The following is a 15,848-nucleotide window of genomic DNA, read 5'->3' on the forward strand; positions in this document are numbered from 1 at the left end:
GCCGCGGCTTCTTCTTGCCCATGGACTCCATGATGAACATCCTTCCGGAGCACAAGCTCCTGATCTCGGATGTCCGTCAAAACGGGTCAGGCCCAGATAGGGAGCGGTGCGACAGGCGCGGGGAGACGTTTCGGGTTTGCCAGGTCCCGGGGGCGGGGGACTCCGTCGTGCCATGCCTGGCCGGGATGTGCCTGGTGGCGTGGTGACGTGGTGACATGAGCGAGGCGGAGTGAGTGGGGGCTGAGCGTTGCGGGGTGCGTAGTGGAGTGAGCGTTGTGGCCTGAGTGGGGTGCGGTGTCGTGCTGGTTTGGTGCGGTGGGTGGATTTGCTGGATTCTGTGGCTTGCGGTGCCTGGGACGCGGGTCGGCCTCGGTGGTTATGGGGCCGGGGAGTGGGTCTGGGCTGAGACGCGCTCCCGCGGGGAATCGGGTTGTGGGTAGGGGTCGGGGAGTGCGGGGCTTTGGGTGGCCACGCACTCCCCGGGGGTGGGGTTAGTTGCGGGTGAGGGTGAAAGTGGTGGTGGTGTTTTGGATGTTGGTGGTGTTGTTGGTGAGGGTTAGGTTGGTGAAGGTGGCGGTGCCTGTGGCTGGGCCTTGGCCGGGTTCGGGGAGTTCGTTGGCCCAGATGGCGAAGCCGGATTTGCTGTCGAAGGCGTCGCCGGATTTGTGGGCGCCGGAGATCGTGGTGTTGGTGAAGACCGTGTCCGCGACCGGGAACTGGGGCTGTCCGCCCACGTAGTTGGTTTGGAACATGATTCCGCTGTACGTCGGATCGACCACGTCGAGGTCAGTGACGCGGATGCCCTGGAAGATCTTCGAGGCCGAGAAGATCCACACGGCGGGGAACGCCTGGTTGCCCCAGAAATGGCCGCCGGAGCGGACCACTGTCGCGTTCTGGAACTGGGTCGGCGGTGTTGCCCCGAAGCCGTTCATCGGGATGCCGAAGTCCAGGGAGCTGATGGTGATCCCGGGGTAGGTGAGCATGTCCGCGGCGTAGAGGTTGCGGAAGATGTTGTTCGTGCCGCCGTAGACCGCGAACCCGGCGGCCCGCCAGGTCAGCGATGCGGACAGGTTCTCGAAGATGTTGTCGCGGACCTCGCCACCGCCGTTGTCGGTGGCGTTGAAGAGCGCGAAGCTGTCGTCGCCGGTCGAGCGGGCGTCGTTGTTGCTGACGGTGTTGCCGGCTGACCCGTTCGTCATGTTGATGCCGTCGGCGAAGGTGTCGCGGATCCGCGAGTTCTTGATCGTCGACGTGTCGGTGTTCGAACCCCAGTACAGGCAGACCATGTGTTCGACCCAGATGTTGTCGATGGTCATGTTCGCCGTACCCGAGAAGTCGAAGACCTTGCCGGGGCCGTCGATGCGCGAGGTGTAGTTGCCGAAGTACGCGAAACCGCTGAACGTCGACCCGTTCGCCGATGCCTCGGAGCGGAAGCCGATGTCGGTGTTGTCCTGCGTCGACGGCGCGTGGAAGCGGGTGAACCACGGCCCGGCCCCGATCACCTTGACGGCCTTGCCGTACACCTGGAACTTCGACGACGTCTCGTAGTCACCGGCCGGCAGGTACACGCCCTGCAGCGTCGAGTCCTGCCGCACCTTGTCCAGCGCGTTCTGCACGTCCTGTTGCGTGAACCCGCCTGGTGTCACGAAACCGGCGCCGGGGTTCGCGATGGCGGTCGCGGACTCGGTGTCCACGAAGTCGATCGAGTACGTCGTACTGTTCGCCGGATCCTTCTGCAGCCGGATCTTCGTGCCGGCCGGATAGGTCTGGTCGAGCAGCAGGTTCGCCTCGTCGTAGATGTGCCGCGCCGGGCCCGAACCGGGTGAGTTGTTCGGCGACGCCTCAGCGCCGTACAGCCACGCGTACTTCGAGGTCAGCGTCAGCGTCTTCGCGAAGGAGCCGTTCACGTAGACGCTGAGCGTCGACGACTGCCCGCCGCCGCCCGCCGAGTCCGGGATCGAGAACCGCGTGACCAGTGTGTTCGTGGATGCCCGGGTGGTGAACTCGACGTACGCGCCGTTCGTGTTCAGCGTGACCGCGCGCCGGCCGGATGCCTCGCCGGCCAGGTCGCCGATCGTTCGGTTCGGACCGATGACGTTCGCGCCGCCGCCGACCGCGGCGTCTTCTGCCTCGAGATGGTCGTACGGCATGTTCGCGCCGCGCCCGACGAACAGCGGGCGCTCGCTGGTGTTGTTGGTTCGCTTCACCGGCAGTTCGTTCGCGTCGTCCGCCAGTACGACGCGCACGGTGTAGCGACCGTTCGCGGCGGTCCAGTTGCCAACGGCAACAGCCGGAGTGGTCGCGCCGGCGGCGATCGAACCGTTGTAGGAGCCGGTGAGCGTTGTCACCACGGTCGAGCCGTTCAGAACCGTGAGCGTGATCCCGTGCGCACCAGACGCCGTGGCGACACTGCCCTGGTTCTTCAACGCGACCGAGAACGAGACGGAGTTCCCGGCCGACGGGTTGCCCGGCGTCCAGTTCACCGCGGCCGCGACGAGGTCCGAGCTCGCCACCGGTGTCACCACCAACGGGCCCGAGGCGTTCGCGGTGTTGTTGCCGTCGTTCTGCTCGATCACCGAATTCGCCTCGTCGACCTTGGCGCTCAGTGCGTAGCTGCCGGCGTCGCGAGTCCCGATCGACGCGCTCACCGTCGCTGATGCACCGGCCGCTAGCGCGCCGACGGCCGCCGTACCGACCTTGGTGGTGCCGAGGTAGAAGTTCACGTCGGTAGCCGCGGATCCCGCCGTACCGCTGTTGTTGACCGTCGCGCGGACCGTGATCGTGTCGGTCTCGACCGGCGAGGTGGGTGTCCAGGAGACGTTGGAGAGCGTGAGATCCGGGTTCGGAGCCGGTACGCCGAGCACCTGCAACTCCGCGACCTGACCAGCCGGCGCACCGGTGTTCCCGGTGAAGTTCAGCCGTACGTCGGCCACGCGCGCACTGACCGGGATCGTCACCGAGTTCCCACCCGCCGGGTCGAACGAATACGTCGCGGAGGCAACGATCGTGGCGAAGTTCGTGGAGCTCTGCTCGCGCCCGAGGATCGAGAACGTCTGCGTCCGCGGGCCCCACGCCGCGTCGGGGTTGAGGCGCACCACGACCGAGCTGAGGTCCGCGTTCGAGCCGAGCTGTGTGGTCAGCGTGGCCGGGTTGGCGTTGCCTTCCCAGTACGTCGTCACGTCGTCGTCGTTCGCGTTCGCCGGCACGTAGGTGAACGTGGACCCGGACGCGGTGATCGGCTTGTGCGCCGCCAGGTTGCTGCCCGGACCACCACTGCCGTTCCGAGTGACGGTACTGCTGTTCGCCGACTGGTTGCCAGCGGCATCCTTCGCATGGACGAAGTACGCGACCGAGGTGTTGGCGGGCTGGTTGTCCGTGTAGGTGAGAACGTTGCCGGCCACGCTGGTCCGCAGTTGGCCGTTCGCGTAGACGTCGTACCCGGTCACGCCGACGTTGTCGGTCGATGCGCTCCAGGTGAGTTTGATCTGGCCGGCGCCGGGCTCGGTGAAGGCCAGGTTGCCCGGGGCGGTGGGAGCCTGGGTGTCACCGGTCGCCGGTCCGTAGACCTCGAGCTCGGACAGCTGACCGGCGGGCCAGCCGGTGTTCGCGGTGATCCGGACCCGGACGTACCGCGCGGTCGCCGTTCCGTAGTTGACGGTCACGGTGTTGTTCGGCGGGTTGAAGGTGCGCGCGGCGGACGCGGACAGGTCGGTGAAGTTCTGTCCGTCGGTGCTGCCCTGGACGGCGAGGGTCTCGTCGCGGGCACCCCAGTTCGCGGTCGGCAGTTTGAGAACGACCTGGTTGGTCGCGACCGACGAGCCGAGGTCGACCTGGACCCACTGCGGGAACGCGTTGTTCGCGCTCTCCCAGTACGTCGCCTGGTTGCCATCGGTCACGTTCGACGCGGCGTAGTTCTGCGTACTGCTACTGGCCGAGGCGGCCTTGCCGGCTGCGAGGTTGGGCCCGGCAAGACTGGGTCCGGCGAGTATGGCGGCCTGCGCGGCAGGGACCGACCGGACGAGGGGCGCGGCCGCGAGACTCGCGGCCAGCAGGGCGGTCAGCAACCGCCATCGGGGAATTCGCATGAGGCCTCTCCTGGTGGGCGGGACAGGGAAGAGCCACCGCGCGAGAGTCCAAAACTTACGTAGGATTGCTCAATTCTTGCGCGGCGATGGCTCATTGTTACGGCACCGCTACGCGGCCGTCAACGGTTCGGGAACGACGAAAGGGCCGGCTCGCGCAGTGCGAGCCGGCCCTTCCGGGGAGACGTCAGTGCTTGGCGGGACCTTCCGCGCCGGCACCGGTGAGCGAGCGGACCGAGAGCTCGTTGTACCGCGCCTCGCCGGCTCGGTCGCGACCGAGGTAGGTGCCGAGGACGCCGAACAGGAAGCCCAGCGGGATCGACACGATGCCCGGATTCGACAGCGGGAACCAGGCGAAGTCGGCGCTCGTGATCATCGACGTCGGCTTGCCGGACACCACCGGCGAGAAGATCACCAGGACCACGGCGGAGATCAGGCCGCCGTAGATGCTCCAGGCCGCGCCCGACGTGTTGAACCGCCGCCAGAACAGGTTGAACAGCAGGGCCGGCAGGTTCGCCGACGCCGCGACCGCGAACGCCAGCGCGACCAGGAACGCGATGTTCAGCTTCTGCGCCGGGATCGCCAGCGCGATCGACACCGCGCCGATCCCGATCGCCGCGAACCGGGCGACGCGCAGCTCCTGCTTCTCGCTCGGCTTCTCCTTGGAGATCACGTTGGCGTACAGGTCATGGGCGAACGACGACGCGGACGTCAGCGTCAGGCCGGCGACCACCGCGAGGATGGTGGCGAACGCGACCGCCGCGATCAGCGCCAGCAGGATCGACCCGCCGAGCGAACCGGCGCCACCGCCGACGGACTCGGCCAGCAGCGGCGAGGCGACGTTGCCCTTCGACTCCGCCACGGCCGAGCCCTTGCCGGTGTCCAGCAGGGCCGCCGCGCCGAAGCCGAGGGCCAGCGTCATCAGGTAGAAGACGCCGATCAGGCCGATCGCCCACTGCACCGACCGGCGCGCGGCGCGGGAGTCCGGCACGGTGTAGAAGCGGATCAGGATGTGCGGGAGTCCCGCCGTACCCAGGACCAGGGCGAGGCCGAGGGACAGGAAGTCGATCTGGCCGGTGAGGTCCTTGCCGTAGAGCAGGCCGGGCTGCAGGAAGGCCTCGCCCTTGCCGGACTTCTCGGCCGCCGAACCGAGCAGGTCGGAGATGTTGAAGTGGAACTTCACCAGCACCAGGAAGGTGATCAGCACCGTGCCGGCCATCAGCAGCACGGCCTTCACGATCTGCACCCACGTGGTGCCCTTCATGCCGCCGATAGTCACGTAGACGATCATCAGCGCGCCGACCAGCACGATGACGGCGGCCTTCACGCCCTCGCTCTTGACGCCGAGCAGCAGGCCGACGAGCGATCCGGCGCCGACCATCTGGGCGAGCAGGTAGAAGATCGACACCACGATCGTCGAGGTCGCGGCCGCCGTCCGGACCGGGCGCTGCTTCATCCGGAAGGCGAGCTGATCCGCCATCGTGAAGCGGCCCGAGTTCCGCAGCAGTTCGGCGACCAGCAGCAGGGCGACCAGCCAGGCCACCAGGAACCCGATCGAGTACAGGAAGCCGTCGTACCCGTAGAGCGCGATCTGGCCGGAGATGCCGAGGAACGAGGCCGCGGACATGTAGTCACCGGCGACGGCGAGGCCGTTCTGCGAGCCGCTGAACGAGCGGCCGCCGGCGTAGTAGTCGGCCGCGGTCTTGTTCTGCCGGGACGCCCACCAGGTGATGTACAGCGTCACGGCGACCACTGCGGTGAACAGGGAGATCGTCAGCGCGCGGTTCCCCGGCTCGGTCGCCAGTGGGACGAGGAGTGTGGTCACCGGCGGCGCTCCCTCTTGTGCTTGGCGTTCAGGCCGTGGGCCAGCGGGTCGAGCCTGCGGTTCGCGAACCGGCCGTACAGGCCCGCGATCAGGAACGTCGAGGCGAATTGCAGCAGCCCGAAGATCAGCGCCACATTGATGTGGGTGTCGCCGATCCGGTGATTCATGAAGCCCCGGGCCCAGTTGCAGCAGGCGACGTACGCCAGGTACCACGCCATGAAGGCGATGGTCCACGGTACGACGAAGTTCTTGTACCGGCGTTTCAGCTCGGTGAAGTCGGCCGCCTCGTGCACCGCCTCGTACGCGCGGGCATCCCGCTCGCGCACCGCTTGGTCGTCCATGAGCTCCCCTTCGGTGGACCCGAACAGGTGCACGTTAGCCGCAAGTCGCCCGTTTGTGACCTACCGCAACCAAAACGTTTCTCCAGGTGCGGCGGTCAACCTCTACAGATGCGGCGCGACGGGGCCGTCGAGGGTGCGGCGGTAGTTGGCGAACTCGCTCGGGCGGGCGCGGTAGCAGCCGGTGAGGTACGGCATCCGGAGCGGCTCCGGTGGGCGGGCGCTGTGCTCGTAGATCAGGTCGACCTGCTCCAGCAGCTGCTCGCGCCGGGTGTCCTTGAGGATCGCGACCGCCGAGTGCGAGCGGGCCAGCTGCCGCAGGCCTTCGCGGTTCATGTCGTGCCAGTGCCGGAACCGGGCCTGCTCGATCAGCGTGAACAGGTTCGACTGCTCGAGGACCGGGATCGGCTCGAACCCGTCACTCCCCCCGAAGCTGTCGCCCTGGATCACCTGGAACATGCGGCGGACCCACGGCACCACGGTGTCGGCGTTGTTCCAGAGCAGTCCGAGGACGCCGTTCGGGCGCAGTACGCGGGCCATCTCCGGCAGCGCCCGGGCGTGGTCGAACCAGTGAAACGCCTGTCCGACGAGCACCGCGTCGACCGAGGCGTGCGCGAGCGGGATCGACTCCGCGGCACCGACCATCGTGTCGATCCCGGGCCGCCGACGGCAGACCTCGAGCATCTCCGGCGACGGATCGACCGCGATCACGTGGTGCCCGAGCTCGGCGGCGACCGCGGCCAGCTTTCCGGTGCCGGCACCCAGGTCGAGCACCTGGAGACCGCGGCCGGGCCCCAGGATCCAGGTCAGCGCCTCGACCGGGAACGTCGGCCGGCCGGCCTCGTACGCGGCCGCGACGGCGCCGAACGAGGTCGCCCGCGCCGTGCGCGCGCCATGGGCAGCGGCAGCAGCGGCAGCAGCGGCAGCGTCCCCGGCCGGGTCGTTGGTGGTCATCAGCTAAATCATGCCGTAGTGACGGCCACGAACGCTGTTACTCGCCGAGTTTCTTCTGCTCGATGTGCGCGTTCAGCGCGGCCAGCTCCGGGTGCTCGTCGAGGATCGCGACCAGTTCGGCGCAACTCAGCTTGGTCGCGTCGAAGTCCTCGATGAGGGCGTCGAGCAACTTCCAGTCGTCCGCGGTGTCCAGCGTCAGCCGGTACTGCGCTCCGCCGCCGCTCCACGGCAGGTTCAGCAGCCGCATCTCGCCGGACCGGTTCTGGTGCAGGTACGACGTGACGTGCTCGCGGTCCGCCTTCAGCATCGCCTTCGCCTCGGCGTCGTACAGCCGGGCGGCGGAGAAGATCTCGAAGTCCATGCCGCGCGGGTAGGTGCGCTCCAGGCAGTTCGAGACGTACAGGTCGAGGTCCTGCTCGGACCGCCAGCGGTCGACGCCCGCGGCAACGATCTCCGGGTCGATCAGCGGGCAGTCCGAGGTGACCCGGACGATCCCGTCGAGGTCGTTCTCCCGGGCGGCGCCGGCGAACCGGCTGAGGACGTCGTCCTCGCTGCCGCGGAAGATCGGGATGCCGTCCTCCTGGCACAGCTGCGCGATCACGTCGTCGTTGTGGTTCGTGGTGGTCGCGACGATCACCGGCAGCCCGGTGCGGTGCAGACGGTCCAGGTGGTGCTCCAGGTAGGAGCGGCCGCCGGCGGTCAGCAGCACCTTGGCCGGCAACCGTGTGCTGGTCACCCGGACCTGCGTGATGATGCCAATTGTCAGCTGTTCCATCGGAACATCTCCCGGATCTCTGCCGGACCGGCGACGTGGTCGACGCCGAGTTCGGTGTCGGTGAAGGCACGGGCGACCGCGGCTGGGACGTACGGCTGGTCCATCTCCGGCCAGAGCCGTTTGATCCGCGCCTGACCGCCGAACGACGGGTGCTCGTTCTCCAGCACCATGGGATCACCGTAGACCCCGGGCCGCAGCCCGAGCGAGGCGCCGTACAGAACGGCGGAGCTGAGGCGGTTGGAGGCGACCCGCTCGTGCTTGCGCAGTTCCCGCAGCTGGTTGACCAGGAACTTGGCGTTGGTGCGCCGCCAGTGCAGGCCGCGGTAGCCGTGCGTGATGACCCGAAAACCGGCGTCCTTGTAGACGTTGCGGATCGCGGGCTTCTCGTATTCGTTCCAGTACAGGCAGACGGTCACCGGGCCGGTCTCGTGCTCGTTGATCGAGGCAACGATCCGCCCGTGGTCACCGAGCACGTGCTGACCTTCCCAGCCGTGGAACGGGTAGAAGATGGTGCCTTTGGCCCGTTTCGACGGCGTGGCGAGCTCGGGGTGCACCTTGAGCAGGTACAGCCAGACCGAGCCGATCACCGAGTAGTTGCGCAGGCCGAGCGCGTGGCCGCGGCGGCGGACGCTGTCGGACCAGACGAACTTCGGCATCCCCGGCGCGAAGTTGGTGCCGTACGCGAAGCCGTCGAGGATGTTCCAGCCGTGCTGCAGGTAGCCCCAGATCCGCGGCGGTTTCGCGAGTCCGGCGTACGACGCCATGATGTTGGCGTGCCCGTAGAAGTGGTTGGCGTGGTGCATCAGCGCCGTACCTTCTTGAGGACCCGCTTGAGGCGGCGGCGGATCACCCGGGCTGGGTTCATCACCGCGTGACCGATGCGGTACGGCCGGGACCGGCGGATACCGCTGACGGTTCCTTCGAACAGGATCGCGCGGGCGCTTGCGTGCGCGAGCTCGTCGGCGAGCCGGGCGACCGTCGTCAGCTGCTCCGCGCTGCCCCGCGGCCGGACAACCTCGTCCGGCGTGAACTCCTGCTCGGGAACGGTGATCCCCGCCATCGAGGCGAGCCGCGCCGTCAGGGCATGCGGGTCGGCGGCCGCGGGCCATGGTTGCCGCGAGCCACTGTCCAGCGCGCGCCGCGCGAACCGGGCCAGGTGCTCCACCACGTCGAGCCCCTGCGCCTCCCCGAACAGCCGGTACGACGAGCCGTCGCGGATCACGTTGTCCGGCGACCCCGCACCACGCGCGCCGAGCCACGCCACGTACTCCGGGATCACGCGGCGAAGCTCCGCCTGGTCATCACAGCGCAGGGCTGCCAGCAGGTGCTCCTCGAGCAGGACGCCGTCGCCGGTCGGGACACTGCCTTCTGGCAGGACAGCAGGGGTTTCGGTTCCGATGACGAAGTACCAGGCGGGGGCCAGTTCCACCGCGAGGCCGGCCTCGGCCGCGTCGAGGACCACGCGGTACGGGTCCATCAAGGTGGGTCCTTCGTTGCGTGCGGCAACAGTTCGCGCGGCGATCACGCCGGCGAACCCGTCCACGGTGGTGAACGCGACGTCGGCCTGTACGAGGGACGGGAAGACGGCGTACGTCTGCGCGACGTCGACTCCCGCCGCGTGTAGTGCGGCCTGCAACTGTTTGAGACCAGCGGGAGCTCGGTCGGCGACGTCGCGCGCCCAGTCCTCGTCGCGGGGGAGCGCGGCGGTGATGTCGGGCTGGATCAGTCGCTCGAACCCGAACGAATTCTCGGCGGCGAGCAACAGCCGCCCACCCGGTCGCAACCGCCCGAGCAGCCGGGCGAGCCCGTCCGCCCAGGTGAAGATCGCCGTGTCCGGCCCGACGAGTCGATCGAGCCCGTCCAGCGCGACGATCACGTCGTACCTGTCGCCGCCTGCGCCGGTCCGCTCGTCGAGGGCGAAGCGGTCGAGGGCGCCGCAGAAGACCTCACCCTTGGTGGTTTCGAACTGCTCGGCGAGTTCTTCGGCGTCCGGGGCGGAGCGGACGAGGAGATCGACGGACGTGACCGCGCCGGCGGCAGCGGTGATCAGTTCGGCGGCGTGCGGGCCGGCGATCAGGACGGCGTCGTCGGGCTGGAGGGTCGCGGTCAGGAGGGCCGTGGCAGCCGGGCCGGTGCACGCGGGGCGGGCGTCGGCGGGGTGCAGATCCGACCAGTTCAGCAGCTCTCCGCCGACCAGGTTCGATCGGGTCACATCGGTCACGTTAGCCAACCAGGGTCGAAAGGGTCTCGATCACCCGGTCCACGTCACTGTCGGTGAGGTCCGGGTAGAGGGGGAGGGACAGTTCCTCGGCGTAGAACTGCTCGGCGTTCGGGCACTGGCCGCGCCGGTGGCCCTGCCGCGCGAAGACCGGGTGCCAGTACACCGGAATGTAGTTCACCTGGACGCCGATGCCCGCCGCGCGCATCCGCTCGAAGATCTCCCGGCGACGCCCACCGAGGACGCGGATCGGGTACAGGTGCCACATCGGGTCGACACCGGCGCGCTGCACCGGCGTCCGCAACCCGTCGACGCCCGCGAAAGCCGCGTTGTACCGCGCGGTGATCTCGGCCCGCCGCCGCTTGAACTCGGCCAGCCGCGCGAGCTGCGACAGCCCGAGCGCCGCGCCGAGATCGGTGAGCCGGTAGTTCACGCCGTACTCGTGGACCTCCTGGTGCCAGGGGCCCTCGTCGGCGATCTCGAACCGTGCGGCGTCCCGGACCAGGCCGATGAAGTGGAACTCGTGCGCGCGCTGCGCGACGTCCGGGTCCTTGCAGACCACGGCGCCGCCTTCGCCGGTGGTGAGGTTCTTGGTGGGGAAGAACGACATCGTGGTGACGTCGGCGAGATCCCCGACCGGACGGCCGTCTGCCGCGCCGCCGACCGAGTGCGCTGCGTCGGCGAGGGTACGGGCGCCGACTCGGTCAGCCAGCAGCTGCAGTGCCGCGTAGTCCGCGGACTGGCCGGCGTAGTCGACCGCTGCGATGACGCGGGTCCGATCGGTCAGCGCGGCTTCCACAGCCTGCGGATCGAGCAGTGCGGTGGCTTCGTCCACGTCGGCGAAGACGACCTTGGCGCCGAGCATCGCGGCGCAGGACGCGGTCGCCACGAAGGTCATCGGAGTCGTGATCACCTCGTCGCCGGGGCCGACCCCGAGCGCGGCGTACGCGATGTGCAGGGCGGCGGTGCCCGACGTGCAGCTGACCGCCCGGTGCCCGCCCGCCAGCTCGGAGATCGCGTTCTCGAACGCAGTGACCGCAGGCCCGGTGGTCAGCCAGTCGCCCCGAAGTACGGCGGTGACCGCCGCGATGTCCTCCTCCGAGATCGACTGGCGTCCGTACGGAAGCACGTCAGGCGTCGCTCTCGAGGATCTTGCGGATCTCCTCGATCGAGTACCACTGGTCGTTGGTGTCGGACGCGTACTGGAAACCCTCCGGCACCGGCACACCCGCGGCCGGCGGCTGGTAGCCCCAGCTGGCCAGGTCGGGCTGCAGGACGAAGCGATTGCCGAGGACGAGCGCGCGACGGCCTTCTTCCGGGCTGATCATCTCTTCGTGCAGCTTCTCGCCGGGGCGCAGGCCGATGTCGTGCATGGTCGCGCCGGGCGCGATCGCCTCGGCCAGGTCGGTGACCTTCATCGACGGGATCCGCGGCACGTACAGCTCGCCGCCGGTCATCAGGTCGAAGGAGTCGACGACGAACTCGACCGCCTCCGGCAGCGTGATCAGGAACCGGGTGCAGCGCAGGTCGGTGATCGGCAGCGACTGCCCGGCCGCGTGCAACGCCCGGAACTTCGGGATGATCGAGCCCCGGCTGCCCATCACGTTGCCGTAGCGCACGACGCTGAAGCGGGTGTCGTACGCCGCCGCGTAGTGGTTGCCGTTGATGAACAGCTTGTCCGCGGTGAGCTTCGTCGCGCCGTACAGGTTGATCGGGCTGGACGCCTTGTCGGTGGACAGCGCGACGACGCGCTTCACGCCGCTGTCGATCGCCGCCTCGATGACGTTCTGCGAGCCGACCACGTTGGTCTGGACGAACTCCCACGGGTTGTACTCACCGCTGTCGACCTGCTTCAGCGCGGCCGCGTGCACGACGTAGTCGACGCGGTGCATGGCGCGCAGCAGCCGGGCGCGGTCCCGGACGTCGCCGAGGAAGAACCGCAGCCGCGGGTCGTCGCCGAACGACTGGCGGACCTCCCACTGCTTCAGCTCGTCGCGGCTGAAGACGATCACCCGCCGCGGCTTGAGGTTCGTCAGCACGTGTCGAACGAACGTCCGCCCGAACGACCCGGTGCCTCCGGTCACGAGAATGTCTGAGCCGGTGAGGATTGACACGCGAGCAGGACCCTTCTGACGGACAGTTCCGAACTGCGCACACGCGGTGCGGACCTCGGAAACAATAGCTGCCCGGTGAGCTGTCCCTTCAACCCGCGTCTCAGTGCGGCGTCATCAAACGTACGCTGCGCAGGTACGGTCTGGGGGGTGAAACGCGTCGGTGTGCGATGTGATGTAGGCCCCGCCCGGGGCGTCGGGCACGTGATGCGCTGCCTGGCGCTGGCCGAGGAGGTACGCCGTCGCGGCGCCGAACTCGTCTTCGTCTGCGACGCCCACACCGTCCCGTGGGCCGCCGAACAGATCGCCGCTCGCGGGATCTCGGTGAGCCCGGCGGTGTGGACTCCAGAGGCGCATGTCGAGCTCGTCGGCGTGCTCGGCCTCGACGCGGTCGTCTTCGACTCCTACGACCTGGATGCCGCGGTCTACCCGGCTGTCCGGGCGACCGGCCTGCCCACGCTGGCGATCGTCGACGGTGACCTCCGCGGCGCCGAGGCGGACGTGCTGGTCGACCAGAACCTCGCCGCCGAGCTGGATCTCCCGGTCCTTCCGCGTGATTCGGTCCGGCTCGCCGGTCTGCCGTACGTGATGATCCGCGACGAGATCCTCGCGCATCGCCCGAGTGAGCCGCCTGCTGCGCGACAGAACGGCGTACCCAGGGTTTTTGCGTTCTTTGGTGGGACGGATGCGTTCGGGGCTGGTCCGCATGTGGCGCGGGCGCTGGTGGCGACCGGTCTGCCCTTTGAGGCAACGTTGGTCGCTCCTGGGCCGGCGCTGGCCGCTCAGATCGCTGCTGTGGAGCTGCAGCCGCATCAGCAGCTTCAGGTCATCGGTCCGACCGATCAGCTCGCAGCGCAGGTCCGTGAGGCCGACCTGACGATCAGTGCGTCCGGTACGTCGACCTGGGAGCTGCTGTGCCTCGGTGCGACGGCCGGACTGGTGTGTGTCGTCGACAACCAGGTGATGGGCTACGAGCGCGCGATCGACACCGGTGCGGCGGCTGGACTCGGTCTACTTAGCGCACTGGAGGCGGACACCTCGTTGGCCGTCCCGGTGCTCAAGAGGCTGCTCACCGACTCGGCCGAGCGTGGTCGGCTGGCGAGAGCCGGTTGGGAGCTGGTGGACGGCCGAGGGCGGGAGCGAGTCGCCGATGCGCTCCTGCGACTCATTTGAGCTCGTAGATCGTCGCGTCGAGGGTGGCGTGGCGGAGGCGGACGAAGTTGCGGAGTGCCGGTGACACCTCGCCGGCCCGGTGGTCGGCGTACAGCCAGCGCACGCCGGCCTGGCGGAGCCGCTCGATCGCAGCCGGCGTGGGGGACTTGAAAACGATGTCGTTGGCGACGAGCTGCGCGCTGTCCCAGTACGGGATGAGGCTCGGGTTGCCGTCGTTGGTGAGGGCGATCCGGTTCGCCTGGTTGGAGTAGGACCAGCCTTCGATCAGAACCGGCCGCTCGGACAGTGCAGCGAGCCAGAAGTGCCGGCTGTCGCAGACGCCCTCGCGCTGGATGATGCAGTGCGCGTTGGTCGCGATCAGGTCGCCCGGCGCGCTGTTCCGCCGCAGCCACCGCGCAGCGCCTGCTTCCGCTGCTGTCGCACCGCCGCGGAACGGATGGGCGAAGACCAGGTTGGACGCCTTGTCCGACACGACCGCCTGCAACGGCACCAGCGTCGCGCCGACCATGCAGGCGGCGACCACACCGCCGAGCAACGCCACGAAGAAGTTCCCCGGCCGCCGCGCTGCCTTCCAGCCCACCGCTACGACCAAACCCGCCACTACTACCGCCACGGCCGTCCACAGCCAGGGCTCCTTGATGCCAGGCAGGTCGGCCGACTGCCACCGTGCGATCGCCAGCGTCACCAGACCGAGCAGACCCGCCACTCCGACCAGCACCACGGCACGCCGGTCCGCCAGTCGCCCGACCAGGTTCGCCAGCCCGACCGTTGCGAGTACGGCGATGACCGGGAACGCGGTCCGCACGAAGTACAGCTGGCTGACGCCAGACTGGGTTGTCAGCAGCGTCCCGAGCAGTCCGGCGACCGCGACGCCGGCCAGGAACGCCACCCCGGTGTCCCGCCACTTCCGGCCCAGGAAGAACAACCCCGACGCGGCCAACGCCCAGCTCAGCAGCGTCGTCAGCCCAGACAACAGCTGCGCGTGCGGGTTCGACACCAGCATCGGGTACGGCGCCAGTTGCACGAAGGTCTCGAACGGCTTGAGTTCCGTCCCCCACGTGCTCCCGCCGAAGATCGTGATCAGCGCGGCCACGAACACCGCCAGCGACAGCAGCCCGCCGAGGAACGCCGGCCGCGTGGGTCGCCGTACCAGCCCCAGTTGCAGGAACGCGCAGGCGAAACCGACGCCGACCAGCGGCAGGATCGTCGACTTCGCTCCGGCCGCGACCAGCGCGAGCAGGACCAGCAGCACCCACCGGTTGCGCGGTCTGCCGTCGGCTCGCAGCAGGTCGACCGCCACCACGCAGAGCGCCAGCGCGATCAGGACGCCGAGGTTCTGCGTCGGACTCAGGTACGCCGCGACCGCGGTCGAGATCCCGCCCAGTCCGACGCCCGCCAGCGGCTGCACCGCCCCACCGAGACCGGCGACGAACACCGCCAGCGGCCCCGCCCAGGTGGCACCGGACTCGGCCGTCGGCGTCAGCCGCGTGGTCAGCGCGAACACCAGCCCGCACCCGGCCAGGAACAGCGGCAGCCAGCTCAGCGAGTGGATCAGATCGGTCAGGTCGATCCGCGTTCCCCACTGCGTCGCGGCCGTCGCCTGGTGGAAGAACGTGTGGTACTTCATCGGCTCGCCACCGAGCCACAACGTCGAGATCGGTACGTCGTACTTCGCGCTCGCCGCCAGCGCCTGCTGGAACGCCAGGTCCGGGTAGGCCTTCAGCGGATCGGTGTACGCCGGCAGGAACTGCGCCGGACCGCGCCGGTACACGATCAGCAGCACGACCGCGGTCGACGCCGCGAGCAACCAGGCCTGCAGCGGCCGCAACGGCCGCTCGACCCGCCGCCAGACCCGCGCCCGGGCGTCGCTGTCCACGAACGCGATCATCAGCACGATCGGCGCCCACACCCACGACCAGGCCTGCAACCCGATCGACGCGCTCGCCAGGTAAACCAGAACCTGCCCGGCGGTGCCGACGGCGAATCCGGCGGACAGGTCCTCCACCAGGTTCCGCCGGTACCCGCCGATCAGCCGCCAGAGCGCGAACCCCGGCAGCGTGACGACGACGCCGGTGAACAGCACGAAACGGACCAGCTCGAAGGGCGTCGAATGCAGCGCGAGCAGAACGAGCGCCAGCAGCGCAACGGCGACGCCGGCGGCCAGCCCGGAAAGGGACGGCCCCGCGGTCCGCGGCCCCCGCCGCCTCGCTTTCGCGCGCATGTCGTAACACTAATGTGAAATCCGTTGCGCCACGAATGTGGAGTGTCACTGCGCGTGATGTGGCGGAGCCGACCCACCCGCCCACCAGTTGTTAACCCGCTGCCGTAATCTCAGCGCGCTATGAGTTTGTAAGAGGCGCTCGATGCCGGGG

General features: G+C 68.8%; 11 protein-coding genes. 1 reads left to right on the forward strand and 10 read right to left on the reverse strand.

Translation table 11 applies throughout. From position 1 onward, the window contains the following. Positions 1–491: 491 nt before the first annotated feature. From ACWGID_RS40700 to pseB, 9 genes are all read right to left on the reverse strand, one after another. Complete coding sequence (locus tag ACWGID_RS40700) at positions 492–4,085, reverse strand: discoidin domain-containing protein (RefSeq protein WP_452204742.1); 3,594 nt, start codon at positions 4,083–4,085, stop codon at positions 492–494. 184 nt (positions 4,086–4,269) lie between these two features. Beyond that, positions 4,270–5,907, reverse strand: a complete 1,638-nt coding sequence (locus ACWGID_RS40705; RefSeq protein ID WP_452204743.1) for a solute symporter family protein — start codon at positions 5,905–5,907, stop codon at positions 4,270–4,272. After that, on the reverse strand, positions 5,904–6,248 hold the full coding sequence (locus ACWGID_RS40710) for a DUF485 domain-containing protein (RefSeq protein WP_452204744.1): 345 nt from the start codon (positions 6,246–6,248) through the stop codon (positions 5,904–5,906). The genes ACWGID_RS40705 and ACWGID_RS40710 overlap by 4 nt, the downstream gene beginning before the upstream one ends. 102 nt (positions 6,249–6,350) lie before the next feature. Continuing rightward, positions 6,351–7,199 carry a class I SAM-dependent methyltransferase gene (locus ACWGID_RS40715; protein WP_452204745.1) on the reverse strand — a complete coding sequence of 283 codons (849 nt, stop codon included), beginning with the start codon at positions 7,197–7,199 and terminating at the stop codon, positions 6,351–6,353. 37 nt (positions 7,200–7,236) lie between these two features. Continuing rightward, on the reverse strand, positions 7,237–7,974 hold the full coding sequence (locus ACWGID_RS40720; RefSeq protein ID WP_452204746.1) for a cytidylyltransferase domain-containing protein: 738 nt from the start codon (positions 7,972–7,974) through the stop codon (positions 7,237–7,239). Beyond that, entirely contained in the window at positions 7,962–8,777 is an 816-nt protein-coding gene (locus tag ACWGID_RS40725) for a hypothetical protein (RefSeq protein ID WP_452204747.1), read from the reverse strand. Before ACWGID_RS40725 ends, ACWGID_RS40720 begins: the two co-directional genes overlap by 13 nt. Beyond that, on the reverse strand, positions 8,777–10,186 hold the full coding sequence (locus tag ACWGID_RS40730; protein ID WP_452204748.1) for a hypothetical protein: 1,410 nt from the start codon (positions 10,184–10,186) through the stop codon (positions 8,777–8,779). Before ACWGID_RS40730 ends, ACWGID_RS40725 begins: the two co-directional genes overlap by 1 nt. A 10-nt stretch (positions 10,187–10,196) precedes the next feature. Beyond that, entirely contained in the window at positions 10,197–11,321 is a 1,125-nt protein-coding gene (gene pseC, locus ACWGID_RS40735) for a UDP-4-amino-4,6-dideoxy-N-acetyl-beta-L-altrosamine transaminase (protein ID WP_452204749.1), read from the reverse strand. Between the two features lies 1 nt (position 11,322). Then, positions 11,323–12,306, reverse strand: a complete 984-nt coding sequence (gene pseB / locus ACWGID_RS40740; RefSeq protein ID WP_452204750.1) for a UDP-N-acetylglucosamine 4,6-dehydratase (inverting) — start codon at positions 12,304–12,306, stop codon at positions 11,323–11,325. A gap of 147 nt (positions 12,307–12,453) precedes the next feature. Between pseB and ACWGID_RS40745 the strand changes: the two genes are divergently transcribed. Continuing rightward, the gene (locus tag ACWGID_RS40745) at positions 12,454–13,476 is read left to right on the forward strand and encodes a PseG/SpsG family protein (protein WP_452204751.1); all 1,023 of its coding nucleotides are present in this window, start codon (positions 12,454–12,456) and stop codon (positions 13,474–13,476) included. On the opposite strand, the gene ACWGID_RS40750 is transcribed toward ACWGID_RS40745, so the two are convergent. Next, positions 13,469–15,697: a hypothetical protein gene (locus ACWGID_RS40750; protein WP_452204752.1), complete on the reverse strand. Its 2,229-nt coding sequence runs from the start codon at positions 15,695–15,697 to the stop codon at positions 13,469–13,471. The genes ACWGID_RS40745 and ACWGID_RS40750 overlap by 8 nt on opposite strands. Between the last annotated feature and the right edge of the window lie 151 nt (positions 15,698–15,848).

This window comes from Kribbella sp. NPDC054772 (genome assembly GCF_053611945.1).

Bases quoted from the DNA above. Each gene is read 5' to 3' on its own strand.
- ACWGID_RS40700 (WP_452204742.1), bottom strand. From the start codon at position 4,085: ATGCGAATTCCCCGATGGCGGTTGCTGACCGCCCTGCTGGCCGCGAGT.
- ACWGID_RS40715 (WP_452204745.1), bottom strand. From the start codon at position 7,199: ATGACCACCAACGACCCGGCCGGGGACGCTGCCGCTGCTGCCGCTGCT.
- ACWGID_RS40720 (WP_452204746.1), bottom strand. From the start codon at position 7,974: ATGGAACAGCTGACAATTGGCATCATCACGCAGGTCCGGGTGACCAGC.
- ACWGID_RS40750 (WP_452204752.1), bottom strand. From the start codon at position 15,697: ATGCGCGCGAAAGCGAGGCGGCGGGGGCCGCGGACCGCGGGGCCGTCC.
- ACWGID_RS40710 (WP_452204744.1), bottom strand. From the start codon at position 6,248: ATGGACGACCAAGCGGTGCGCGAGCGGGATGCCCGCGCGTACGAGGCG.
- ACWGID_RS40725 (WP_452204747.1), bottom strand. From the start codon at position 8,777: ATGCACCACGCCAACCACTTCTACGGGCACGCCAACATCATGGCGTCG.